18 protein-coding genes are annotated in these 24,000 nt (G+C 42.1%); 8 read left to right on the top strand and 10 right to left on the bottom strand.

Annotation, left to right across the window (positions count from 1 at the left end):
- Positions 1–59: 59 nt before the first annotated feature.
- Positions 60–782 (bottom strand): sulfite exporter TauE/SafE family protein, encoded by a 723-nt coding sequence (locus tag IQP38_RS20875; protein WP_042520743.1) that lies wholly within the window; start codon positions 780–782, stop codon positions 60–62.
- A 444-nt stretch (positions 783–1,226) separates the two neighbouring features.
- On the opposite strand from IQP38_RS20875, the gene IQP38_RS20870 reads away from it, so the two are divergent.
- Entirely contained in the window at positions 1,227–1,757 is a 531-nt protein-coding gene (locus IQP38_RS20870; RefSeq protein ID WP_193837979.1) for a type II secretion system protein, read from the top strand.
- Between the two features lie 49 nt (positions 1,758–1,806).
- Here IQP38_RS20870 and IQP38_RS20865 read toward each other — a convergent pair whose 3' ends face one another.
- A complete protein-coding gene (locus IQP38_RS20865; protein WP_025767840.1) occupies positions 1,807–2,787 on the bottom strand; it encodes a chemotaxis protein in 981 nt (326 codons plus the stop codon).
- Between the two features lie 683 nt (positions 2,788–3,470).
- On the opposite strand from IQP38_RS20865, the gene IQP38_RS20860 reads away from it, so the two are divergent.
- Positions 3,471–4,079, top strand: a complete 609-nt coding sequence (locus IQP38_RS20860; protein WP_054701768.1) for a response regulator transcription factor — start codon at positions 3,471–3,473, stop codon at positions 4,077–4,079.
- Here the strand turns inward: IQP38_RS20860 and IQP38_RS20855 are convergent.
- From IQP38_RS20855 to IQP38_RS20835, 5 genes are all read right to left on the bottom strand, one after another.
- Positions 4,076–4,963 carry a LysR family transcriptional regulator gene (locus tag IQP38_RS20855; protein ID WP_025767842.1) on the bottom strand — a complete coding sequence of 296 codons (888 nt, stop codon included), beginning with the start codon at positions 4,961–4,963 and terminating at the stop codon, positions 4,076–4,078. The two genes, IQP38_RS20860 and IQP38_RS20855, sit on opposite strands and share 4 nt — an antisense overlap.
- A gap of 157 nt (positions 4,964–5,120) precedes the next feature.
- Positions 5,121–6,491, bottom strand: a complete 1,371-nt coding sequence (locus IQP38_RS20850; protein WP_017635346.1) for a GGDEF domain-containing protein — start codon at positions 6,489–6,491, stop codon at positions 5,121–5,123.
- A 9-nt stretch (positions 6,492–6,500) separates the two neighbouring features.
- Positions 6,501–7,097, bottom strand: a complete 597-nt coding sequence (locus IQP38_RS20845; protein WP_193837978.1) for a response regulator transcription factor — start codon at positions 7,095–7,097, stop codon at positions 6,501–6,503.
- The gene (locus IQP38_RS20840) at positions 7,090–8,256 is read right to left on the bottom strand and encodes an EAL domain-containing protein (protein ID WP_193837977.1); all 1,167 of its coding nucleotides are present in this window, start codon (positions 8,254–8,256) and stop codon (positions 7,090–7,092) included. The genes IQP38_RS20845 and IQP38_RS20840 overlap by 8 nt, the downstream gene beginning before the upstream one ends.
- Positions 8,240–11,905, bottom strand: a complete 3,666-nt coding sequence (locus IQP38_RS20835) for an ATP-binding protein (protein ID WP_193837976.1) — start codon at positions 11,903–11,905, stop codon at positions 8,240–8,242. Before IQP38_RS20835 ends, IQP38_RS20840 begins: the two co-directional genes overlap by 17 nt.
- A 447-nt stretch (positions 11,906–12,352) precedes the next feature.
- Between IQP38_RS20835 and ylqF the strand changes: the two genes are divergently transcribed.
- Both ylqF and cqsA read left to right on the top strand, forming a co-directional pair.
- On the top strand, positions 12,353–13,297 hold the full coding sequence (gene ylqF / locus IQP38_RS20830) for a ribosome biogenesis GTPase YlqF (RefSeq protein WP_005376521.1): 945 nt from the start codon (positions 12,353–12,355) through the stop codon (positions 13,295–13,297).
- A 337-nt stretch (positions 13,298–13,634) separates the two neighbouring features.
- Complete coding sequence (gene cqsA, locus IQP38_RS20825) at positions 13,635–14,816, top strand: alpha-hydroxyketone-type quorum-sensing autoinducer synthase (RefSeq protein ID WP_017635350.1); 1,182 nt, start codon at positions 13,635–13,637, stop codon at positions 14,814–14,816.
- Between the two features lie 103 nt (positions 14,817–14,919).
- Here cqsA and IQP38_RS20820 read toward each other — a convergent pair whose 3' ends face one another.
- The gene (locus IQP38_RS20820) at positions 14,920–16,965 is read right to left on the bottom strand and encodes a response regulator (RefSeq protein WP_033906489.1); all 2,046 of its coding nucleotides are present in this window, start codon (positions 16,963–16,965) and stop codon (positions 14,920–14,922) included.
- 363 nt (positions 16,966–17,328) lie between these two features.
- Here IQP38_RS20820 and IQP38_RS20815 point away from each other — a divergent pair, with 363 nt between their 5' ends.
- Positions 17,329–17,946, top strand: a complete 618-nt coding sequence (locus tag IQP38_RS20815) for an HAD family hydrolase (protein ID WP_025767847.1) — start codon at positions 17,329–17,331, stop codon at positions 17,944–17,946.
- Positions 17,947–18,036: 90 nt separating this feature from the next.
- Here the strand turns inward: IQP38_RS20815 and IQP38_RS20810 are convergent, their stop codons facing one another.
- Complete coding sequence (locus tag IQP38_RS20810; protein WP_005376525.1) at positions 18,037–18,585, bottom strand: GNAT family N-acetyltransferase; 549 nt, start codon at positions 18,583–18,585, stop codon at positions 18,037–18,039.
- 271 nt (positions 18,586–18,856) lie between these two features.
- Here IQP38_RS20810 and IQP38_RS20805 point away from each other — a divergent pair, with 271 nt between their 5' ends.
- Positions 18,857–19,981 (top strand): acyl-CoA desaturase, encoded by a 1,125-nt coding sequence (locus IQP38_RS20805; protein ID WP_017821552.1) that lies wholly within the window; start codon positions 18,857–18,859, stop codon positions 19,979–19,981.
- Positions 19,982–20,340: 359 nt separating this feature from the next.
- Positions 20,341–21,708 carry an anaerobic C4-dicarboxylate transporter DcuC gene (gene dcuC / locus IQP38_RS20800; protein ID WP_053349164.1) on the top strand — a complete coding sequence of 456 codons (1,368 nt, stop codon included), beginning with the start codon at positions 20,341–20,343 and terminating at the stop codon, positions 21,706–21,708.
- Positions 21,709–21,810: 102 nt separating this feature from the next.
- Here the strand turns inward: dcuC and IQP38_RS20795 are convergent, their stop codons facing one another.
- Positions 21,811–22,167: a hypothetical protein gene (locus IQP38_RS20795; RefSeq protein ID WP_005376535.1), complete on the bottom strand. Its 357-nt coding sequence runs from the start codon at positions 22,165–22,167 to the stop codon at positions 21,811–21,813.
- A 577-nt stretch (positions 22,168–22,744) separates the two neighbouring features.
- Here IQP38_RS20795 and IQP38_RS20790 point away from each other — a divergent pair.
- A complete protein-coding gene (locus tag IQP38_RS20790; RefSeq protein ID WP_017635352.1) occupies positions 22,745–23,977 on the top strand; it encodes an OFA family MFS transporter in 1,233 nt (410 codons plus the stop codon).
- The last annotated feature ends 23 nt before the right edge of the window (positions 23,978–24,000 follow it).

Below are 24,000 nucleotides of genomic sequence, written 5' to 3'. Positions count from 1 at the left end.
AAGTCCGCCATACATAAAAAGGAATGCAATCCCGCAGTGACTTTATGATGCAGATGGCATTATTGGCTCAACGCTTGTACGACGGCGGTAAAGCCACTCACAAAACACAACATAAGTGCCCCAAACCGAATCTTTTCTTTTGGTAACGACTGGGTAGTTTTCATTGCTAGCCAGTAACCAAGCGCCGCAGCAGGTAATAGAGGAATAGTAATGACCAAATGATGCAATGTGAAGAAGCCCACTGGGATTTGTACTATTAGTGAAATAATCGAACTGAAAACAAAAAAAGCCGATAAGTTGCCGCGTAACTGATTTGCTTCTTGATGCTGCAACAATAACGCCATCGGAGGGCCTCCAATCGCAGAACTGGTACCAAACAACCCAGAAAAGAAACCAGCACATGTCATACGCGAAGGCGTAGGCTCAACCCGAAACGGTAAAACACTCACCACGACTGCAAACAGCACCAACAAACCAATCCAAAGCGTGAGAGTTTGTGTAGATACAAAAAAGAGTAGCAAGCCACCAGCAATTGATCCCGGCACTCGCCCAATCAACGCCATCTTTAAGCCGCCGATTTCAACACTACTGCGGTGCTTCATCGCATTCATCAACGAAATAAATAACGCGACTAAACAGATTGGCGCAGGAACATATTCTGGCGCCCAAAGAATCAGTAAAGGTGCGGCAACAATAGCCAAGCCAAAACCGATTGCGGTCTGGACATAAGAGCCAAGAAATATCAAACCTATTGCAAGGAAGTTTATCGAATCGAATTCCATTTAGATTATTCTTATATTTGAAAAATAAACACAAAACCAAAGCATATTCGCATGATGAATACCTCATGCATACTGCGATATGAATTCCGCGTAGCATTCATCAAAGTGAATAAAAAGACAATCCATTTGTGCGGTTCGCCCTCATTTGCATTTTGTATTTCATTCCGCTGATGTACATGTTTGCTTACATCGAAGAGGATTCATGCTCGCCTGTTCACGCAGCATTTCTTCAGCGGAATTAATGACCTCTTAAAATCTAGCAGAATTAGACCCGTGAATTCTCCATTGCATTTAATGGATTCAGTCAATTAGTGCGGCGTCGGTATAGCACTTTACAACTCACCTCTTTATACTACTGATTGATTTATCATTACCGTACTTATTTACACAATAAACAAGTGTACGGTCAGTGTTTTTCTACCTTTAACTTGCTGTGAAAATAATATGAAAAAACAAACGGGATTTACTCTAATAGAGTTTGTCGTAGTTATTGTCGTGCTCGGTATTCTTGCTGTCACTGCCGCGCCACGCTTTTTAAACCTTCAAAGCGATGCACGTGAAGCACGTTTGGAAGGAATGAAAGGCGCTATTGCGTCAGCATTAGGCGTGGGTTATGGGAAAATGGCGATTGCGGGATTGGAAAGCAAGCCTTACGTTTCAAACTTCGTAGACAGTGCTTTAATGGCAGATTTACCATTTGACGGCTGTAATATTGGTGGTTCAAAGCGCTGTGTTTTTTTATATGGATATCCTGATTCTGATAGCGAATCGATGAAGTTACTCGTGCAAGGACTGAACGAAGAAGACTCGGATTGGAAAACATTTCATCACCCGGCTGGTTCAACAACTCGCGAAATGGTCATTGCTGCAGCCGACGAAAAAAGAGCTAGCCTTACACAATGCGGAATTTTATATGGGCCGCCGCAGACTCCAAACGAGAGTTACACCTTAGAGATTCTTCCCTGCCCTCAATAAAAATAAGGCTGCCAATCGGCAGCCTTATTTGCTTCATCTGATCGGTTTTTTACGCAAAGTTAAACACGTATTTATCCATCATATTCACCATGCGGCCAATCTCTGGCTTGGTAATCGTATCATTTGCGCCAAGAGATAGTGCTTTCGCTCGGTTATCCTCACTCATCAATGACGAGAACATAATGATCGGCATTTCATAAAACGCTTCGGTATCTCGTAGTCTCTTCACTAAGTGCATACCATCCATTCGAGGCATTTCTACGTCCGTAACCACCGCATCTAATAGCTCTTTAACTGGCAAGTTTTCTTCTTTCGCGACCTCGATCAAGCTCATCAACTTCTCATGCGCCTCACCACCGTCTTTACATGTGATCACATTGTAACCTGAAGAAGCTAATGTATCTTGGATCAAAGAGCGAATAAATGCTGAGTCATCCACCACCATGATCGTTTTAGCATTACGCTTACCGACCATTCTCTGGTTGAGATCCACCGACTTGTCCCCTTTCACATCGTATTTTTCCATACTCAGTTCTGGGTTGATGTCTGCGATGATTTTTTCAAAGTCGAGAATCATGATCAGGTTGCCTTCTTTACGGACAACGGCTACTACACAATCTTGTTCGCCCGCTTCCAAAAACTGACTTGGTGATTCCACATCATTCCAAGAGATACGATGAATACGCGAAATGCTGTCAATTAAGAAGCCATTGGTCATTTTGTTGAAATCCGTAACGATTACAAACTTGCGCTCCAGATCTTGTCGTGTTGGCACACCTAACCAACCAGCTAAATCCACTAAAGGCGTCAGTACATCTCTGGATGAGAACACACCAATCATATGAGGTTGTGCGTTTGGATAATCGGTTGTTTCTGGCACGCGAATCACTTCTCGTACTTTCGCAACGTTAATGCCGTAATAACAAGTTTTTGTGCTGCCATCTGGCAATGTTTTTTCTAAATGAAACTCGATGATTTCAAGCTCATTGGTACCACTTTCTGTCAAAATGGTGCTGGTTACGTTACTCATAAAGCCAATTATCCAACCAAAAATACGCATCAGAAAAGTTTGATGCAAACGCCATGAGAAGCCGTTCTCTGGCTAAAAATCCAAAAGTCCTTTTTAGTCGTTACAACAAAATTTGTAAACCATCAAAAGGACGGCTAACGCACATTTCCATACCAAACCATGTAAAATTGTCTCATTTTTGAACACGACATTATGAGTGGCCAAAGTGCGAATTAACACCTCCACTTTTAGCGGCAGAGTCAATGAAAAGTTTAGAAATAATTTGAAGTGATGTTCAGCGTCAATAGCCAAACCTATCTAACAGATATCAGTACAAAGTTGGCTACTGTGCTCATGCCTGGTGTATAACAAGCTCTCTTCAAGTGGCATGGTATAAAACTGCGCTTGTGAACACACGGGTTTAAATCGAAGCGCTAGAGGCATCGCAAGAAAATCTGAAGGCATAGAACACTGAAAGAACACTTTCAGTTTGTTAGTTTTCTGTCAGCGTAAGTTTTAAGCAATCATCCTATCACTAGGTATTTCAATACCTGACATCGCTATTCCCATAATCAAGACACTGATTTTCACTTTTGGAAAGAGTCATTTTCCTTCCTCTTAGCAAGGTTTTTCCTACAATCCTATTCATCCAATTGCGCTGTCGCCTGACAGCACACTAGTTGATGTATTAGGTGAGGTTAACTTTGAATAATGTTCTTATTATCGACGCTCAACCATTGTATAGCGAAGCTCTTGCTTCTCTAGTTGAATCTGTAGTCAACACAGCTGAAGTGATTCAAACCACTGACAGTGCGGAAGTGATGGATCTTGTTCGAGGCCAAAAGATTGATTTGATTATTCTAGACGTAGTGCTTGGCGACCGCGATGGTATGCGTTTAGCCAAAAACATTTTAGCGACGGGATATCGTGGCCGACTGTTATTTGTTTCTTCACGCGACTACTCGAGTCTTTCTAAAGCAGCGTACGAAATGGGCGCAAACGGCTTCTTAAGCAAGCATGAAACAAGAGAGACCATTATCGACGCAATTGTGAGTGTTTCACGCGGTTACTCAATGTTTAAGTCGACTCACACACCATCGTCGGGTAACGTAACACTTTCAAATCGCGAAGCCATGGTGTTCCATTATCTTGTACAAGGCTACTCTAATAAGAAGATTTCTGAACAACTTTCACTCAGCGCTAAAACAATCAGCACCTACAAAACGCGTATTCTGAAAAAGTACCATGCGGACACGTTGATTGAACTTCTGCATACTATTCCTCAGTCAGAAAACATTGAGTTTTGCCGCTAAGCGCTCATGTATTTTGCAATAGCACCGATTAACAGCTGGTGCATTGCATCATGTCTTAAGCTTTGCTTCACCTGTACAACCACTTTTGGCCAGCCATCTGGGTAAAAATGCTCTGGCACTCTTATAAATTTATATCCATCAATTGGCGCCTGATATTCAAGTAGCACGGTTGCGGCGCTTTTTTGCTTAATTAGCTTCAATACGCTGCTTACGTTGTCTAGAGCCGCAATACGGTTGATGACCATACCGTGGCTTTCCATTGCACGCTTAACGAGCTGCTCTTTCTCTTTCCAACCGATAATCTCTAACATGATAAAGGGAAGTTTGGCTGCTTCTTCTAGGGTGGTAATTCCCAGCTCTTCAGGGACAACTAACACAGCAGGCGCATAGCCGATGAACTTCTGATAAACAGATTTCGGAACATCCTCGTTGAAGTAATGTAACTGCGCATCCACTTTGCCTAGGATTATCTCTTCTATCGTATACTCTGTAATCGTTGCTATCGAAATGTGCGCCTTGGGAAACAGCGCCATTAAATCCATTGCAAGTAAATGCCCAAATGAGTATTGAGCGGTTTGCGGCAAACAAATGGTGATGTCTTTTTCGTAATTTTCCGGTTCAAACTCATCTCTAATTAGACAAGTTTCAAGCTTCTCGAGTGCGTCGGAAATTTTAGGTAATTGACGTTTTAAATAGTCCGTCGGTTCCATGTGGTGAGGATGCCGAATAAACAATTCATCGTTTAGCTGGAGTCGCAATCGGGCAAGGTATTTGCTAATTGACGCTTCGCTCTTCCCCATCGCTTTCGCAACGGGCTTGAGCTGACGGTGCTTATCCAGTAAGACAAGTATTTTAAGTAAGTTTAAGTCGAGATCTTTGTTCACGTGCGACACCAAATGTAAGGTCGAGAATAAATAGAGCAATCACTATTTGTTGACTGCTCTAATATAAAAGACCACTCATTCTGTTTGGTCAAATTAATCAAACAGTTATGTCATGGTTATGTTCCGTAACTTAACATTGAGTCAATACTAGCGCTGCTTAATGGGACTTTTGTCTGTGTTTTTTCATCTCATAGAGATCTTCATCTGCACGTACAATAACGTCCTGAAGCGTTTCGTGTAATTCATTCGCCGCGATACCAGTACTCACACTAACTTCGATATCCAAGGTCTTTAGTCGGTTATCTTTAACGACACTACGAAGCTTCTTCGCCAATATTGAAGATTGACTGATACTGCAACCCGGCAGAATCGCAACAAACTCATCACCACCAGTTCGAACTAGATAATCACTATTTCGAAACACTTTAGACATGGCATCAGCAATAATTCCAATAACTTCGTCCCCTACATGGTGACCGTAATGGTCATTGATTCGCTTGATCCTATCGCCATCTATTGCAATGACGGAATATGGCGCGGTTTCCAAACGACGTTTGAACTCGCTATCTTGAAAAACTCTGCGGTTAAACAATCCCGTTAAATCATCTTTCGTCACGTTCGTCAGTGCTTTCGCGAGGCGAAGTTTGCTCTCTTTAGATTCATAAGCTTTGTTGTAATACGCTAAGGTTACGAAAAAGAAGATGATAAACAAGAACACGTAATCCAATACAATTTTACTGAATGGGTACATGTAAACGATAAGATTGTTGTTGTCTGCGACATATGATTGGGTGTACGCGAATGATGGAAAGGGGTAGCCAGCGAAATAAATCACCATTTGTTTGTTCCCATTCGCTATTTGAACATCCACCGCTTTCCCATCATTATAAAGCGGCGAGAGGTATAATTGTTCCGAGAACTCTCCCACTAACTCACCTTGAAAGTAAACCGGACTCATGATGCTTATCGCCATGTCATCGGAGTATGTCGTTTTAAATGGTAGGGAAAACAATACCCGGTCCGTTAGTTGCTCTTTCCACGCGGCTAACACACAAGAATAGTTACTTTTACACCAATCAACATCAAACGTGGCTTTCACTCCCTCTAGCGCTTCAATCGGTCTCTCTAAGATGAGTTTGTTTCCAGTATAAGAACGAAAATACATAACGGCATTTTGTCGATTGAACGCATTTGATAAATACGCTTCAGCCTGATGAAGCGATTTCCGTGCAACAGCTTCAACGTAATTAAGTTTTTCATAACGTGACAGGGAGTAAATCGCATCTTGAAAGCTCAGCTCTGTTTGCGCTTCTACTTCACTCACGCTCATGCCTTTGTATTGCTCGAGCTGCGCTTCCGTCAATAGCCCCATGAGAATTACTTTTTGTTTTATTTTGGCTAAATTATTCGCGTAAGTGTTGAACTGCTTTACTTCATAAGAAATTAACACCGCACCAATCATTGTGACAGAAGTGACGAATAGTAATGTTGCGATGAAAAGAGACAACGCGATACTTTTAAGTGTCATGATGCGGTCTTACGCCCCCGCCACTCTTGTTAGCTCAACAATGTTCTTTACGTTAAATTTATCCAATAGACGGCGTTTGTATGTGCTGACTGTTTTATCACTTATTGATAGCACTGAAGCGATTTCTCTATTGGACTTTCCTTGTAGTAAATACTTCATTACTGCACTTTCTCTGCTTGAAAGTTGTGGCATTTCTCGAACGCTGTTAACAACTTGCTTAAATTTGAAGAAGGTATACCCCTTCTCTACCGCTTCTATCGCGTCTTTAAGAATGTCGTGATTTTCCGATTTACACACATAGCCATCAGCGCCAGAACGAAAAGCCATTTGGCTGTACATTTGGCTAGTTTCAGCGGAGAAGAAAATGACTTTGCCTTCATAACCATGGGATTTGATACGTTTGTAGAAATCAAACCCATCGCAATCTGCCAAGTTCACATCTAAGATCAACAGTTGAATTTCTTCCTTTTTCAATATTTGTAATGCCACCTTCGCTGATGTTGCAGTAAATACCCCATTTGTTTTCCCTAACTCTTCCAACAACGACTTGATTGCAACACAAACGAGAGGATGATCGTCAAAGATCAAGTAATTCAATTTATTCATATCTTTCATTTAGTATGGTTATGGCTTCTAGTGGCATGGGTTTATCAATGTAGAAGCCTTGGCAAAGATCAATGCCATACTCACGTATCGCTTGCAATGTGACTTCGTCTTCAATACCTTCCGCGACCAGTCGTATATTCAAACTTTTCGCTAACGCGCAAATAGCAACAACGATGTTGCGTTTTTTGATGTCGCATTCGACACCTTGTACAAACGAACGATCGATTTTTAACTCGTTGAATGGCAGTTGAGCCAGTTTTTCAAACGTCGATGACCCCGTGCCAAAATCATCTATTGAGACAGTGACACCGTTCATCCTCAACTTGAGTAAATTCTTGTACAGGGACGCGCTAGTCTGAAATGTATCTCGCTCTGTAATTTCAATGGTGATTTGTGATGGGTCAATCTCGCTCTCTAAACATTGCTGTAAAAAGTAATGAGAGAACGCCGTATCTTCTAAATTTTCATGGTCTACATTGATGGATACGTTTTGCATCAATCCTCGGTGTTTCATGTCATAGATAACATTACTCAATACAGCTTGAAACAACTCTCCTGAAAGGCGGCAACGCTCTACAATTGGCAAAAAATAATGAGGGGGTAACACACCATAAATAGGATGATTCCAACGCGCGAGCGCTTCATACCCAAGCACTTCCCCACTTTGCACATCGACTAAAGGCTGGTAATAATTTTTCACGCGCCCTTCAGCCAGAGCAAACAGGAATTCTTGATCTTCCACTTCAATAGGTTGCGCAAAGCTGACTTGTTTCGCTTTTTCATCTTTTATTTTACGTAACAAATCAACGACTTCATTTTCATCGTATGGCTTGGGTAGCTTCCCTAATACTTCAAAGCTAAATCCCTCGCACATGGCTCTTACCGCAGAAATAATGGTCAATTCCATTGCACTGACCAGTACAACTTGCCCCTGGTACTGGACTTCATCGAGCATTTCCATCATATCGATGCCGTCTTTTCCGGGCATTTGGATATCACAAAAAATTACGTCAAAATGTTGTTCCTGCACACTCTGAATAGCAGCATCCACACAGTTAAAGGGGATGGCTTGCGCGCAATAGCGATCCAATATTTGCGTGAGTATTGTGGTTTGTAGCGGATGGTCATCAATCACCATCACATTAAATTGTGTATTCATTTGTCTCTACCCAATAGTTTATGTTTTCGATCTCCTGCTCGATTCGTAAAATTAGCTCCGCTGTTCGCCTGTCAAACTCCGCAGCAGTAACTCGTTCTGCCTCAATACAAAGCTCAGCCAGCATGCTTACCCCTATCGCCCCAACCGCTCCTTTGATGCCATGAATGACCCGTTTTTTGTCTCGCTCAGTCGATGCGGCGTTTAAGTTTTTTATATCTGTAGACATTGATTGACTAAACACGCGCGCAATCTCTTTTGCGTCCTGTGCTTTGAACCGTTTAATCCAGCCGGGCAGCCTACCACTCTCTTTTTCGCCAATAAATGGAATCAAAACGGTTTTTAATTGATTAAGGTCATAGGGCTTGTAGAGCACATCATCAATGCCGATATCCTGTGTACGTTCAATGGCAAGACGAGCATCTTCTGCTGTCACACCGATGATTGGAATTGCTTTAAATTCGGAGTTTTTCACGTGCCTAACAAGCTCATAGCCATCCATTTCTGGCATATGAAAATCGGTCAGCAGCAACACAACGTTTTCATCTTGGTTGATGTATTCCCATGCTTCGCGGCCGTTGTTCACAATGACAGGTTCGATTCCAAGTTCATGAAGCTGCATTGCTATCACACTTTGGTTAATGGGATTATCTTCTGCGACCAGTACCGTGCCGAGAACCCAAGAAACCACTTCTTGATTTACGTCACTAAGCTTGGTTTCTTGCTGCGTTTGGCTGAGCAAATTGAACAATGTATCTGGATATTGAATCTCTCTTAGCGTAAGACTGCCAAGTACCCTTTGTTCGTCACGCAGCATTAGGCCATTAAAACTGGCATCGCTGTCGTGTATAGGGTGAAGGTTCGCCACCATTGTTTTTAACGTCGCTGGACGCATTTTCCACGCGTCACACCACTGGCGAACATTAAGTGGTAAGCTCTCGCTATACGTCCAGTTCAAACAAACGTCTGGCTCAGAGTCGCAATGCTCAATTGGCAGTCTGACAGTAATCGTCGTGCCCAAGCCAAATTGTGAATCGATGCAGAGCACGCCGCTCATGCAGTCGATCAATCGGTCAACAATGCTTAGCCCCAATCCAGTACCGCCATATTTACGCGTAATAGTGTCATCCGCTTGAACAAAAGGATTGAGAATGCCTTCGAGTTGGTCATCCGTCATGCCGATACCTGAATCCGCCACTTTCAAAATAAGCTGCTTTTCATGAAGAATGACACTGATTCCAACTTCTCCTTCGGCAGTGAATTTCATCGCATTGGAGAGTAGATTGGTGGTAATTTGCACCAATCGCAGCGCGTCGATTTCAATGAAAGCATTCGAAAATGGTTTGATTGTCACTTTGTAATCCAAACCTTTCGCAAGCGCTCGTGGTTCAAAGCTTCGAAACACATCGCACAAGGTTTTAAGCAAGTCGGTCTTAACTGGGGCGACGGTTAAGTGCCCTGCCTCTAACTTTGAATAATCCAGTACTTCGTCTACTAGCGTATTCAAATGATTGAGCGAGCGTATGGCTTGGGCAATTAACTCGCGATTTGAATCTGCCGTCACTTGGCGATTTAGCAAATCGAGGATGCCGTGTGCTGCCGACAATGGCGTTCTTAATTCGTGACTCATGGTTGCCAAAAAGTTTTCGCGCGCACGTACCGCGGTTTGCGCTTCTTTTTGCGCATCGATTAACGCCTGCTCACGTTCTTTTTGCTGGGTAATATCTTGAATAACAGTCAGCACAAACTTGTTCTTACCGCTAGGAGAAGCGATGACTTTGCGTTCTCGATATACATGTTTAATATCAAGTTCACAGCCCGACGAGGCAACCTCTTCTGAAATACGCTTTCCAGCAATAACAGTGGTCAGTTCATCAAAATTATTCACTAGAGGAACGTGCGCAGAATCACTTTTCAAACTACATTGTTGGCACTGTTTACTGTTGTAGTTCGCACAATTACTCATCTCCATATGGTTATTTTCACTATGGATAAAAACCAAGCTATTGATCTCTTTGATGATGTCCATCAGCCATTGCTTTTCCGCTTCCTCATTGTCAGCATTAAATTCGGCTAACCTCACTTTAAGTCGCATGTGAGATAAGATGAAATACGCCGCAATTAACATGAGACAGAATATGAATGAACCAGCAACAACAAATGTAGCGATCTGCTCCGAGTCATAGCCATAAGTCAGTTTGAAGCTTCGGTGAGAACGCAGCAGTTTTTCGATCTCGTTAGAATCAATGGTTTCGATGATGCTGTTCAACATGTGTTGCAGTTGTGTATTGTGGTTTGCAACCGCAAATGCATTAGAGAACGTCAAAACGTCCTCCGCATTGATCACCAAGCCATTGACTTGATCTTGTGCAATCATGTTGTGAACGATGTCGTCAGGAATGTAAGCCACATCCAAAACGCCCGATTTCAAATCGGTAAGCAGCTTCTTCAAATCATCATAATGATCAACTTGGCCTTGCTGCCAAGTGCCCAAATGAACTAACCCTTGCTTTTTCAAAGTGAGCAGAATACCCGCTTCTTTCAGTGCAGATTTATCGCGCTTGCTCTGCTCCGCTTGGATAGCCACGTAATTACTGTGCATGAATGGTTTAGTGAACAACCAATCTGACTTAGGTAGCTCACCCACATAAGAGATGGGGACTATATCGGCATCAAATGCCGTTAATCCATTGGAAAGGCTCGACGTCGGTTTCACATACTTAAAGCTCAAGCCAGTACGAGACTGCAATAAGTCGATGAAGTCTGGAAAGAAGCCATCTAACTCGCCCGTTTGCGAATCTCGGTAGAGAAACGGATAAGCTTCGTCACTGCTGCTGTAAGTTATCACTAGTTTGTTTTGATGACTACGTCGGTAATCTACCAATAACTTATCACTGATATGGTAAGGATTTTTCGAGGCGACGGAGCGAATGTTTTTTCCATTTTGCTCCCACTGAAGGATTTTGTTGATGTCATCGATCAGACTCTGTTTGTCCAACGAAGCGATAAAACTCACCTCTTCGTTTTTCAACCAACTGGGAATATCGACAACCCCTTTTACAATGTCATTCAAATCCAAATATTGGGTAATACCAACATAAGTGTAAATCAGCGCGTTCGCTTTACCTCGCTTAACTTCATTAAACGCCTCTAAACGTGTTTTAACGTAATGTATCTTATCGATACCGCGTTCAGTGAGGTTGTCACAATACACACTGCCCTCAACACACACCCATTTAAGATCACGCGCATCACTATCTCGGTAAGTGGCATTCCGATACCAAACCGCGATAGTGCTCGAAAAGAAAGGCATCGAAAACAAGAAACGCTTTTCTCTTGCTGCTGTTTTACTAAATCCAACCGCACCATCAATCCTCTTGCTTTCGACATCCGCAAGTAAAGACGGAATATGCTTGTAAGTCCGAAGTTCTAACTCATAATCCAAAGCTTTAGTAATGTTAGACAAATACTCAAGACTAATTCCGTACGAAGGACCAACGCTACCGTCAAACGAGTCTTTAGCTTCGTCTTGCGCAATAACACCAACGATGACCTTCGGTTTAGGACTCTGTTTGGCAGTTGAGCAAAAAGAACTCGCTAAAAAAATTAAGGCGACGGACGATACCGTAATACTTCTAAGAATACTGAGCATGACTGCTTCCTCTGAATGGAAGCTCAGACTAGTTTTTGTCAGATAAAAGTCAAACTTCGCTCAATAGCGAAATAAAAATAAAGCTTTGATATAAAACCAAAAAACTAAAATTCGTCAGAACAATCTGACAACACAATCCACCTTTGACTACACAGTGTTTGCGTTCGGTCTCTCACCCAGACGGATATTCACTGCGAGTCGGTATACATAAGGGATGTGTGCTTTTAGGTTTGCACGCCATAGCTTTTTACTTTCATCTTGAATGATTCATCATCATTCCATGATAAACTGGCGTATTAACATGAAAGAAAGCTCAACTCCGCGGTTTCGAGCAGCTTGAAGTAAACACAGTTTTAGAAAATGCGTTCTAGTATTGTGTCACTCAAGATTCACATTGCTACTTTTACAACCGCTGGAGCATTAGAAAAATTAAGGTATTAAATTCAAATGGTTAATAACTCAATCCAGTGGTTTCCTGGCCACATGCACAAAGCACGTAAAGAGATCGAAGAAGCAATCCCTCAAGTGGATGTGATCATCGAAGTACTGGATGCTCGTATTCCTTTCAGTAGTGAAAACCCTTTGATTTCTCAAATCCGTGGTGACAAACCTGTCGTTAAAGTTTTGAACAAACGTGATTTGGCCGATCCAGAATTAACTCAACTGTGGATTGAGCACTTGGAGCAAGAGCAACATGTAAAAGCAATGGCGATCACGACTTCTGAACCACAAGAAGTGCATCGAATCATGGAGCTTTGCCGCAAACTTGCCCCACACCGAGAAGAAATTGGTAAAAACATTCGCACCATGATCATGGGCATCCCAAACGTTGGAAAGTCGACGATCATTAACACCCTCGCAGGTCGAACAATCGCTGTAACAGGTAACCAACCCGCGGTTACACGTCGTCAACAACGTATCAACCTGCAAAATGGCATCGTATTATCTGATACTCCAGGAATTTTATGGCCAAAAGTGGAAAATCCACACAGTGGCTTCCGCCTTGCGGCTACCGGCGCGGTAAAAGATACAGCGATGGAATATGACGAAGTCGCATTCTATACCATTGAATACCTAGCAGCTCATTATGCAGACAAGCTTAAAGAGCGTTATCAAATTGAAGAGCTTCCAGAATCAGATATCGAGATCATGGAAGAAATTGGTCGTCGCCGCGGTGCACTACGTGCAGGTGGACGTGTTGACTTGCACAAAGTATCAGAGATCTTATTGCACGAACTTCGTCAAGGCACTTTGGGCCAAATTACATTAGAACGCCCAGAAATGATCACTCAAGAGCTGATTGAAGTCGAGATTGAGACCGCCCGTAAAGAAGAAGAAAAAGCGAAGCGTAAAGAAGAGCGTCGTAAGCGCTATTTACGTAATAAGCGATAAGCTTGTCTCTTATCTACTCATGTTTCAAGGCGCGATTTTCGCGCCTTTTTTGTTATCTAATGCGCCCATTTTTTTCACTTTTCAAACTTTATATTCCTCATCCAAAATCCCAGATATGAAGCACGAAAAAACACCGCAAAATCGCCGTATAAACTTTAAGCACAAACTAGTTTAGACCCCGGGCCCCTATAGAGTTACAGCCACCATCCAACCCTCAAATGTCGAGTTTGCAAGGGTCTGCAAACTTATGCAACCTGGTTAGTGACACTCTCCCCAAAATCCGCAATATGAATAAGTGTCAGCGCTGGCGTTTTTCCATATGAAGAAGAGATTTATTATGAGTGAAACTATACAAAGCAAACCACTTCCCTCCTTTATCGAGGAACGCCTAGATTTTTATATTCAAGATCTAATCGAACCGAATGAGAACAAAAAACACCTTGTTCTTGGTAAACGCCCACCGTGTAATGCCGTTGTCCTGCAAAGCAATGATTACCTTGCACTGTCTCATAATAAGGAGATTCAAAACGCGCATCGTGATGCGATTTCCCAGCACGATGACAACGTCGTGATGTCCGCGATTTTCTTACAAGACGATGAATCGAAACCTGTATTTGAAACGCAACTAGCCAGTTTCGTTGGTATGCCTAGTTGTCTACTTTCTCAATCTGGTTGGGCTGCGAATGTCGGTTTATTGCAGACTATTTGTGCACCGAACATACCTGTGTACATTGATTTCTTTGCACATATGTCTTTGTGGGAAGGCGCACGTATTGCCGGAGCACAAATTCATCCGTTCATGCATAACAACACCAGTCACCTAAGAAAACAGATTTCACGTCACGGTTCAGGGATCATTGTTGTGGATTCGGTTTACAGCACTATCGGAACCATCGCTCCTCTACGTGATATCTACGAAATAGCACAGGAGTTTGACTGCGGCCTGGTTGTAGATGAATCACACTCTTTAGGTACACACGGTCCACAAGGTGCGGGGATACTGCAGGGTCTTGGCTTAACTCATAAGGTAGATTTTATTACCGTTAGTCTTGCCAAGACATTTGCTTATCGTGCTGGCGCGATTTTAGGCCCAGAAAAACTGGCGAAGACGCTTCCATTTGTGGCGTACCCTGCAATATTTAGTTCTACCGTATTACCGCAAGAGATCATTCGGCTAGAGAAAACACTGGACGTCATAAGAAAATCAGATGATAAGCGAGATATTCTGTTTGAAAGAGCCAAGTCTTTAGCCGTTGGTTTAAAACGCATTGGATTTACTATTCGCAGTGAATCACAAATTATCGCATTAGAATGTGGTAACGAGAGAAACACTGAGCGAGTCCGCGACTTTCTCGAAGAGCGAAATGTTTACGGCGCAGTGTTTTGCCGCCCTGCAACTGGAAGGAACAAAAACATCATCCGTTTTTCAGTCAATGCAGACATGACAGCTGCTGAAGTTGATCATGTACTCACTGTCTGCCAACAAGCATTTGCACACCCTGACTTAGAGTTTGTGTAAGTTAGTGTGTAGATAAAACTAAAGAGCTCAACAGTTTTGCTGAGCTCTTTATTCGTGTTATTCGTTGTGAGCAACTCGCCTCAAGAAAACAAGTCGCGAATGATTAGATCCAGTTTGCGATTTTATCGAACAAACGATTTTTATCCGCCGGTTTTACGATGAAGTCAGACATACCCGAAGACCCAATTTTGTCCAACGTGACAGGTGAACTATCCCCTGTATGCGCAATAATAGGTACCGACGCATAGTTTTTATCCGAGCTTCGAATTCGCCTAGACGCTTCTACACCATCCATAATTGGCATTTCGATATCCATCAGAATGAGATCAACATCTTCTTGCTCTAGTGTATCCAGAGCCTGCTGCCCGTCTTCTTTCTGAATCACTTCAAAGCCTTGCTTTTCAAGTAACATTGCCGTGAATTTACGCAAAGATTCATTATCATCCACGACCATAATTGTGCGCTTATTTGAATTATCTAACGTCACCGAGGCCGTTGGTGTCGATACATAGCTTGAATCATATAAGAGACGCTCAATAGTTGGTTTAGTATTCAATAACCAGGCTTGCGTTTCGATCCAAATAGGTTCATATGCAGCCTTACGTGCTCTCTGAGTCGGATGATGCTCAAAAAGATAAACTATGCGTGCTTCAGTGAAAGACAAGAGAGATTCTAATCTATCCAATTGGTTTGCTCTTGGATCTAAGCTCTCAAGATCGATAAAAATCAGATCGAATTCGAACTCGTACTCTTTCTTTTTGAGTACTTGGTTGGCATCTAAAATCGTCGAGTCAAAGCCCATAAAACGGCTAATATCTGTTACTTTAGACACCAAGATATCTTGGCTAGTCACCGTTAGAATGGTTTTGAGTTTAGTCAGATCGTTTTTGATTTCAGTAACGGTATCAGATGTCGTTAGTGGGAAAGTTAACGTAAATTGAGACCACTCCCCTAACTGAGATTGACACTCAATGTTCCCCCCAAATGAACGCATGACTTTTTTACAAAACGGTAGACCCAAACCATAACTTCCTGATTTGCCAGTGGTGTAAAAGTCTTGAAAGATATTGCGTAGAACATCAGGAGCAATGCCAGCACCATTATCGGTTACAACAATTTGATTAAAGCGTTCTGAACTTATCATGGATACATGTATGTGAAAATCTTCAGATTTACGGTGATGGAAGGCATTCTTGAAGAGGTTATACATAACGTATTTAAGTAATGTATCACTACCTAGAAACTCAAACTCACTTCTCGCATCCAGCGATATGGCAAATCGATCAGTGGCACGTTTATAACTGAAGCTTTCAATTGCCTGTTCAACGACCGAGTGAACTGAATATTTTTTGAAGCTAGAACGAGAAACTCGATTTTCATCAATCGAAGTTAGCAATAAATCGATGGTTTCATTACCCGATTGGATAATGTTCATTGCATCCTGACTCACTTCACGTAATAAGGTGACATCCTCTACACTCATGACGTACTGCTCTTTTCCTGCCTCTTTCATGTTGGGCAAGATCGACTGGATAACATCTATTGAAGTGCAAAGCCCACTCAACGGGTTACGCATTTCATGTGCGATCCCTGCCCCGAATGATTTTGCCAGCGAGACTTTCGCTTCATGTTCAACTTGGTTACGAAAATAGAACAAATTACCGAAGACATAAATAAACAGAAAGATTGGCACATGAGTCCAATCCATGGTCAAGTCAAGATGGAACCCTTTTGCAACCCAAGCGAAGAATGTTGCTAAACCTATCCCAGCAAAGGTTTGAGCAAACATGACCCTAGTAACATGAACCAGTAAAATGTGTAAGAAAATTGCAGACATAAACGACATAACCCATACATTGGACCAGTCATTCATCAGTAACATATAAAAAAAGAAAAACGGTAAGCACAGCGTTATCGTCACTTGGTAGTAAATAGGAACATAATCTCTCCAAGTCGATGATAAGCGGTTTCTAAAAATGATGCCGAAAAACAATAACGAGCAAAACAATCTAAGAGGTAAATTTTCATAAGCCTGTGGAAAGGCAAACTCCCAGACAAAGTAGTACAGCGGAAAGCCAAGAAACCCCATCCAGCCAACGAGAGTTAGGTTTGGTTCTGCATATTGATAAACCTTACGTATCGAGTCCATATAATCTGTTTTGCTTACTCCGCCTGACGCACAATAGTGTGATTTTGATTCACTTTTATCGTTTTATTATTAACTAATTATATATTAATCATCATTTATAAGCAGCGCGAAATGACGTAAACAGCTCGCAATACTTATCTTTAGTTTCAATCTTTTAAGACAGCTACACTTGATTTACAACCAAATAAACAAAGTTGCATATATTTTAGTGCAATTTTGCGATAATCGCTCTGTATCCAATTGGATGTTAATCTCATTTTGTGTAAGAAACTTAAGTCGCGCCTTTGGCACGACTTTCCAACGATTCAAAAACAGCACTCACCGCATATAGCGTGGTGAAGAACAATTGGCTTGGGGTGTGTTATGAATTCTGTCCAGATAAAAAATGTCATTTTTGATGTAGGTAATGTATTGGTACGCTGGTCTCCAGTAGAAATCGTTCGCTTAACATTTGGTGGTTCCGTAGAGTCAGAGAAAATGGCTCAGATGCTATTTTCATCACAAATCTGGAAAGATTTAAATAAAGGGACGATCTCCGAAAGGGAAGCAAAACAGCGTTATCAACGTGAACACCAAGTAACGACGGAAGAAATGGGCCGCTTCTTTTATTATGTAAAACACACTCAAATATTACTTTACGGCAGTATAGAGCTGTTAAAACGAGTAAAAAGAGCCGGATATGGCGTATATGCGCTCACAGACAACATCAACGAAATTGTGGAACACCTTCGTACTACTTATGAGTTTTGGCCACTGTTTGATGGAGCAATCATCTCTTCTGAAGTTCAATTACTAAAACCACAAGCGGAGATCTACCAAACTCTACTTTCAAAGTATCAGCTTAACCCCGAAGAGACAGTATTTCTTGATGACATGCCTTACAATGTTGAAGGTGCCCGAGCAGTTGGCATGGCTGCTATTCAGTTTGAAAATGCTCAGCAATGTGAGCTCGAACTAAAAGCCATGGGGGTTAACTTCTAGAAAGCTTTTAATAAAAACATAACGTTAGGGTGCATAAAAAAAAAAGAGCAGTGTTGAGACTGCTCTTATCTAATGTTTTAGAACGCTAGGTTAGGAGTAAATCACGTTTTCCTCAATCCCACTAACTAATGACTGGGCGTTCTTCCAACGGAATACTTTTTCTAACACCTCTTTGCCATCAGGTGCGCGCCAAGTTCGCTCTTGATCCTCTTGTCCACCAATGTGGCGATAGAATTCAATCGCAGAAATGTTTTGCGACACAACTTCTAAATAAAGACCTGTGTCTTTAAAGTACTGCTGTTGCCATTCTGCGACAGCAAGTAATAGCTGCTTACCAATACCACGACCACGGTAACTGTCATCAACATGCAATGCGTCAATAAAGGTTCCACGCTCGAAATCATGGTTGCCGAACACACAAACAAAGCCAAGTAGCAAACCTCCCTCCTCCGCCAAGACAATGTGCTGATTGAATGGTGGGTTGGTCAAACGGGTTTGCCAAATCAGTAGTTTGTCGTCAATCGCTTCTTTCTCAAGATAGTTATCACTAAGAATGCCACGGTAATGACGCTTCCAGCTATCCGCATGAAGATGCGCAATGCGCTCGTAGTCCTTATATTCCGCTAATCGTAAATCCATTACGTATTCCTATTTTCTTACATTTTTTCTTCTTTATAGAGTCTCGGTATATTCCACCTTTATAACACTTGTTTCTTGGCAGATTTTATACACCTTAAGCCAGAGCTCATTTTTTAATACTACTCATTATTCAATTAAAAGCAAAATATCCCATCAAGTTCCTTAATCTACACCCAAAGGAATAGTCACATTTGTCTAACTTTAATTTGACTTACATGTGTACGCTGATATTCTGGCGAACAGTTGTTAGCTCAAAGTTAGGGATACACCTGTGACTCAAAACAAACCACCTGTTATCTGGTTGAATACATTGATATTTTCTGCCAGTTTTGTTCTGACTTTTATTGTAATGCCTTGGTATGCATATCATTTTGGACTGGGTTGGGAACATCTAATTTGGGGAGTGATTGCATTTAGTTTTACTAACCTTTCTATTACAGCAGGCTATCATCGTCTCTGGAGCCACAAAACGTACGAAGCTCATCCTATTTTGCGCGCCATTTTTGCGATTGGAGGAGCATTTTCTTTGCAAAATAGTGCATTACATTGGTCTTCTGATCATCGTGTGCATCACAAACATGTCGACAATAACGATAAAGATCCGTACTCAGCCAAGCGGGGTTTTTGGTATTCTCACATTGGGTGGATGTTACGTGATTACAATAAATCAAAGGAAAACGAATATACAAACTGCCGTGACCTAAAGCGCGACAAAATCGTCATGTGGCAGCATAAGTATTATGTTCCACTTGCCCTACTGACTAATATTGGTTTCCCAGTCATGCTCGGACTGATCTACGGTGATATCTGGGGGATGTTATTGGTCGTTGGTGCGGCTCGACTCTTTATGAGTCACCATACGACTTTTTTCATTAACTCCCTCGCACATATTTGGGGTAAGCAAACTTTCACAGACAAAAACACTGCTCGCGATAATGGTGTACTCGCCTTTTTCACATTTGGAGAGGGTTACCATAATTTCCATCATATTTTCGAGAATGACTATCGCAATGGCGTGTATTGGTGGCATTACGACCCAACGAAGTGGTTGATAAAGTCATGTTCTTGGCTAGGACTCACATCTAAGTTGCGCACAACGCCTACATTTAGAATTGAAAAGGCCCGTGCGAGTCAACTTTTGAAGAAAGCAAGAGAAAAGCTAGAATCGAAACCGAACACGCAAACGATCCTCGATCAGCTACAGCACGAGTTTGATACTCTAGTTCATCACATGCAGGAATACTACGAGATGCGCAAAGAAGTACTCGGTGCCAAAACTGCCAGTGTGGTAAAGAAATACGAATGTTCTGTAACGAAAATGAAGTACCAGCAAATTAAAGCAGAGTTCGAACGGCAGCAACGTAGTTGGAACCTTATGGTTCGTCGATACGCATAGTTTATCCTCATTCTTACGATTACTTAGCTTCGCTTCGGCGAAGCTTTTTTGTTGTGAAGAGTGTTTTCCAATAATTGCTTACTGAGTAAAGTCTTTTTCCTATTGTGAATCAATTCACTCTTTATTCATTCACTTTCCTAGTCATATTTTCCTTCCTATAAATAGCTTCAAACCAGCACATAACACTTAGAAAACCAAATTCCAACAATACAATCTAACGAAATTATTTATTAAATTATTATTTGTCTCAGATCATGCAAGCCCCATATTTGTCTCGTGCCACAGCTAAGAATTCTGTAAATTCCTTGTCATAAACTGAAACAGTTTCTTTCTTTTTTACATAACATTCGGAGATCCCTATGTTAGAGCTCTTAATTGGCTTAGTGGTTACCATTGCGGTGGGTTACTTTATTGTCAAAGGCTATAAAGCTGCGGGCGTGTTACTGACAGCTGGTATTGCTTTACTTCTTATGACTGGCGTTTTGGGGCACGACGTGCTGCCGTCAAAAATCACCTCAACTGGTAACATGGTGACAGATGCGCTTGAATACGTGAAATACATGCTTCAATACCGCGGTGGCGGTCTTGGTATGCAAATCATGCTGCTTTGTGGTTTTGCGTCATACATGACTCATATCGGCGCGAACAACGTGGTAGTGAAACAGTTCTCTAAACCGCTTTCTGTCATCAAGTCTCCTTACGTCCTTTTGGTAGCGGCTTACATTGTGGCGTGTTTAATGTCTCTTGCGGTAAGTTCTGCAACAGGCCTTGGCGTACTATTAATGGCGACACTATTCCCTATGATGGTCGCGATGGGCATTTCTCGTCCAGCAGCCGTTGCAGTGTGTGCCTCTCCAGCGGCAATCATTCTTTCTCCTACTTCTGGTGATGTTGTTATCGCAGCAGAAAAGTCTGGTTTAGAGCTTGATGTGTTTGCGGTACAAACTGTGTTGCCTGTTTCTATTTGCGCAATCATCGTCATGGCAGCGGCAGCGTTCTTCTGGAACAAATACTTAGATAAGAAAGAAAATACACCAATGGAAAAAATTGATGTATCAGAGATCAAAGCTGACGCACCAGCGTTTTATGCAGCTCTTCCATTTCTACCTATCATCGGCGTTTTCCTATTCAACGGTCGTACCATTCCAGGACTTAGTCTAGACATCTACACTATTGTGGTTGGTTCGATTTTCCTTGGAGCTCTGATCCATTATGTTGTAAATAAGTTCGATGGTAAGAAATCACTAGAAGATTTAGATTCTTGCTACGCAGGCATGGCTGACGCGTTCAAAGGCGTTGTGATGCTTTTGGTTGCCGCTGGGGTTTTTGCACAAGGTCTGATGTCTATCGGTGCTATCGATAACCTACTTCATCTAGCAGATAATGCTGGTGCAGGCGGCGTTGCTTTAATGCTTATTCTAACTGCATTGACAGTTGCAGCAGCAATTGCAACGGGTTCGGGTAACGCGCCTTTCTATGCGTTCGTGGAGTTAGCACCATCTTTAGCTGCTAAAATGGGATTAAACCCTGCGTTCCTAATTATCCCGATGCTTCAAGCATCAAACCTAGGCCGTACTATCTCACCAGTATCTGGCGTAATCGTTGCGACATCAGGTATGGCAAACATCAGCCCGTTTGAGGTTGTAAAACGCACATCCGTTCCAGTTCTAGCAGGCCTTATCACGGTGATTATTGGTACTATTGTGCTTGTTCCAATGAGTGCCTAACGGTATTGCCACGATCAAACTAAAAGCAATATCCGAACAAAATTACGTTTAATTAAAAACGCCAGCAAATGTGCTGGCGTTTTTTTATTCTAATGTGATGATTTACGCTGACTTAAATCGGTCAGGAATCTTAGTGATGCTCTCTCTGTAGCTAAACCATAAGTAGGTAACGGCAAGCGAAAAGAATAAATATGAAAGTGCGAATACGATTGGAGACGTGATTAATTCCGCGGACATTCCCCACATCACACCGACTACGGTTATCGTCAACTTAGAAAGCATACCGCAAATGAGTAGGAATAAAGCAAGCTGTGGAAAGCGCGAGCTGCGAAATGCGAAGAAATAACAGCTACCTACAGCTAAAGAAGCAATAGATAAGCCCAACATAAATGAATGGATGTGGTCTGCTGATGCGATACCAGCGGATACCGAAGCCATGAGTAATAGGAACAGTTTCATAAGTCACCTCACAACAAATCTAAAAAGCATCCCTTCATAAATGAAAACTCATTTTTCACTATATTCTGCGCCTAAAATCAGCAATTACAAGTTACTTTTTTGCTCACTTAATGTACATAAAAGCTAATCAGCTTCAATTATTACAAAAGGTTAACAATTAAGAATTAAGAAACCCTTTGCATCTGATACTTACGACAGTCAGATGATAAGTTCGCCATTTTTGTTACAGATGGTTAACATGGAAACATTTAGAAATTTTTTATTTGAAATGTGAACTGTGCACTCAACAGCGTAAAACCTCTCTCTCTTGACTCATCATTCGTTATTAGTGAACAAAAAAATGTCACTTTTTTACAACGTTCTTACTACATACAAAACCATGAATTCACATCCACTTTTAATGTTGCAAATTATTTTATCAGTAACCGTAAAAAGAGATTCCAATCACATATTTATTGGTTATAATCCGCGCTCATTGCGTTAAACGTTGAAAAACGCAAACTAATTTTGAGAAAAAACATCTTTAAACCAACCTTCTTTGCGGCATTGCCAATAAGAGGAAAAACTGAGAATAAAAATGAGCAAGATTGATAAAGCTATGCGCATCCTGTTAGCAGGGTTCTGTATCAACCTTTGTCTTGGCATCCTGTATGCTTGGAGTGTATTCAACAAGGCACTGGTAACTGAATCAGGCTGGAGTGCTGCAGAAGCTTCTGCACCTTACGCAACTGCAACCATCACTTTCTCTATCTGTCTTCTTATTGCAGGTATTCTCCAAGACCGCATGGGCCCTCGAATGATCCTTATCCTAGGTACTGTTCTTACAGGTCTGGGCATGATCGCGTCTGGCTTTGTTGACACTCCACTCATGCTGAACATTACCTTCGGTGTGATCACAGGTGCAGGTATCGGTTTTGGTTACGCATGCCTATCACCTTCTGCGATGAAGTGGTTCCACGCTTCGAAGAAAGGTATGGTTAACGGCATTATTGCGGCAGGTTTTGGTCTAGCGGCTATTTACCTTGCGCCAGTAACTTCTGCGCTAATAGACAGCATGGGCATTCAAACTAGCTTTATGGTTCTTGGTGTTGGTATCCTAGCGATTGCGGTTCCTCTTGCAGCAACCATCAACAACCCACCAGCAGACTACACACCTGCGGAGCCTAAAGTAAAAGAAGGCCAAGCACCTAAAGCGGTGAAAAAGTCAGATGACTTAACTTGGAAAGCAATGTTGAAAACGCCACAGTTCTACTCTCTATGGATCATGTACGCGTTTGCAGCTTCTGTTGGTCTAATGATCATCGGTAACATCACGACAATCGCAAGCGTTCAAGCAAACTTGCCAAACGCGGTTTACCTAGCGTCTATTCTTGCTGTATTTAACTCTGGCGGTCGTGTTGCCGCGGGTATGCTTGCAGATAAAATCGGCGGTGTTCGTACGCTTCTACTCGCGTTCGTTCTACAAGGCGTAAACATGGTGCTGTTCGCGACGTTCGACTCTGAGTTTACACTGATCATCGGTACAGCAATCGCAGCGGTAGGTTACGGTACACTTCTAGCGGTATTCCCTACTCTAACGGCTGAGTTCTACGGTCTGAAAAACTACGGCACTAACTACGGCGTGCTTTACACAGCATGGGGTATCGGTGGTGCAATCGGCGCAGCGGTTGTTGGTTTCTCGATGACAAATGGCGACGGCTACACCTTGGCTTACACAATTTCTTCAGCAATGATGGCAGTATGTATCGTACTTGCGTTCATCACTAAGCCATTGTCTGAAGCGAAAGTAGCACAGCTAAAAAACGCATAATTGCGAATTGATTTGATAGCAAA

It is taken from the genome of Vibrio sp. OPT41, assembly GCF_015163595.1.
Taxonomy (GTDB): Bacteria; Pseudomonadota; Gammaproteobacteria; order Enterobacterales; family Vibrionaceae; genus Vibrio; species Vibrio alginolyticus.
This window is presented reverse-complemented; position numbering and strand designations above follow the sequence as displayed.

What these genes read in the sequence shown, in the direction of transcription:
- IQP38_RS20810 (WP_005376525.1), bottom strand. Translation starts at nt 18,585, where the DNA reads ATGGATTTACGATTAGCGGAATATAAGGACTACGAGCGCATTGCGCAT.
- cqsA (WP_017635350.1), top strand. Translation starts at nt 13,635, where the DNA reads ATGAGTGAAACTATACAAAGCAAACCACTTCCCTCCTTTATCGAGGAA.
- IQP38_RS20820 (WP_033906489.1), bottom strand. Translation starts at nt 16,965, where the DNA reads ATGGACTCGATACGTAAGGTTTATCAATATGCAGAACCAAACCTAACT.
- IQP38_RS20865 (WP_025767840.1), bottom strand. Translation starts at nt 2,787, where the DNA reads ATGAGTAACGTAACCAGCACCATTTTGACAGAAAGTGGTACCAATGAG.
- IQP38_RS20795 (WP_005376535.1), bottom strand. Translation starts at nt 22,167, where the DNA reads ATGAAACTGTTCCTATTACTCATGGCTTCGGTATCCGCTGGTATCGCA.
- IQP38_RS20840 (WP_193837977.1), bottom strand. Translation starts at nt 8,256, where the DNA reads ATGAATACACAATTTAATGTGATGGTGATTGATGACCATCCGCTACAA.
- IQP38_RS20845 (WP_193837978.1), bottom strand. Translation starts at nt 7,097, where the DNA reads ATGAATAAATTGAATTACTTGATCTTTGACGATCATCCTCTCGTTTGT.
- IQP38_RS20850 (WP_017635346.1), bottom strand. Translation starts at nt 6,491, where the DNA reads ATGACACTTAAAAGTATCGCGTTGTCTCTTTTCATCGCAACATTACTA.
- ylqF (WP_005376521.1), top strand. Translation starts at nt 12,353, where the DNA reads ATGGTTAATAACTCAATCCAGTGGTTTCCTGGCCACATGCACAAAGCA.
- IQP38_RS20835 (WP_193837976.1), bottom strand. Translation starts at nt 11,905, where the DNA reads ATGCTCAGTATTCTTAGAAGTATTACGGTATCGTCCGTCGCCTTAATT.
- IQP38_RS20870 (WP_193837979.1), top strand. Translation starts at nt 1,227, where the DNA reads ATGAAAAAACAAACGGGATTTACTCTAATAGAGTTTGTCGTAGTTATT.
- IQP38_RS20815 (WP_025767847.1), top strand. Translation starts at nt 17,329, where the DNA reads ATGAATTCTGTCCAGATAAAAAATGTCATTTTTGATGTAGGTAATGTA.
- dcuC (WP_053349164.1), top strand. Translation starts at nt 20,341, where the DNA reads ATGTTAGAGCTCTTAATTGGCTTAGTGGTTACCATTGCGGTGGGTTAC.
- IQP38_RS20790 (WP_017635352.1), top strand. Translation starts at nt 22,745, where the DNA reads ATGAGCAAGATTGATAAAGCTATGCGCATCCTGTTAGCAGGGTTCTGT.
- IQP38_RS20875 (WP_042520743.1), bottom strand. Translation starts at nt 782, where the DNA reads ATGGAATTCGATTCGATAAACTTCCTTGCAATAGGTTTGATATTTCTT.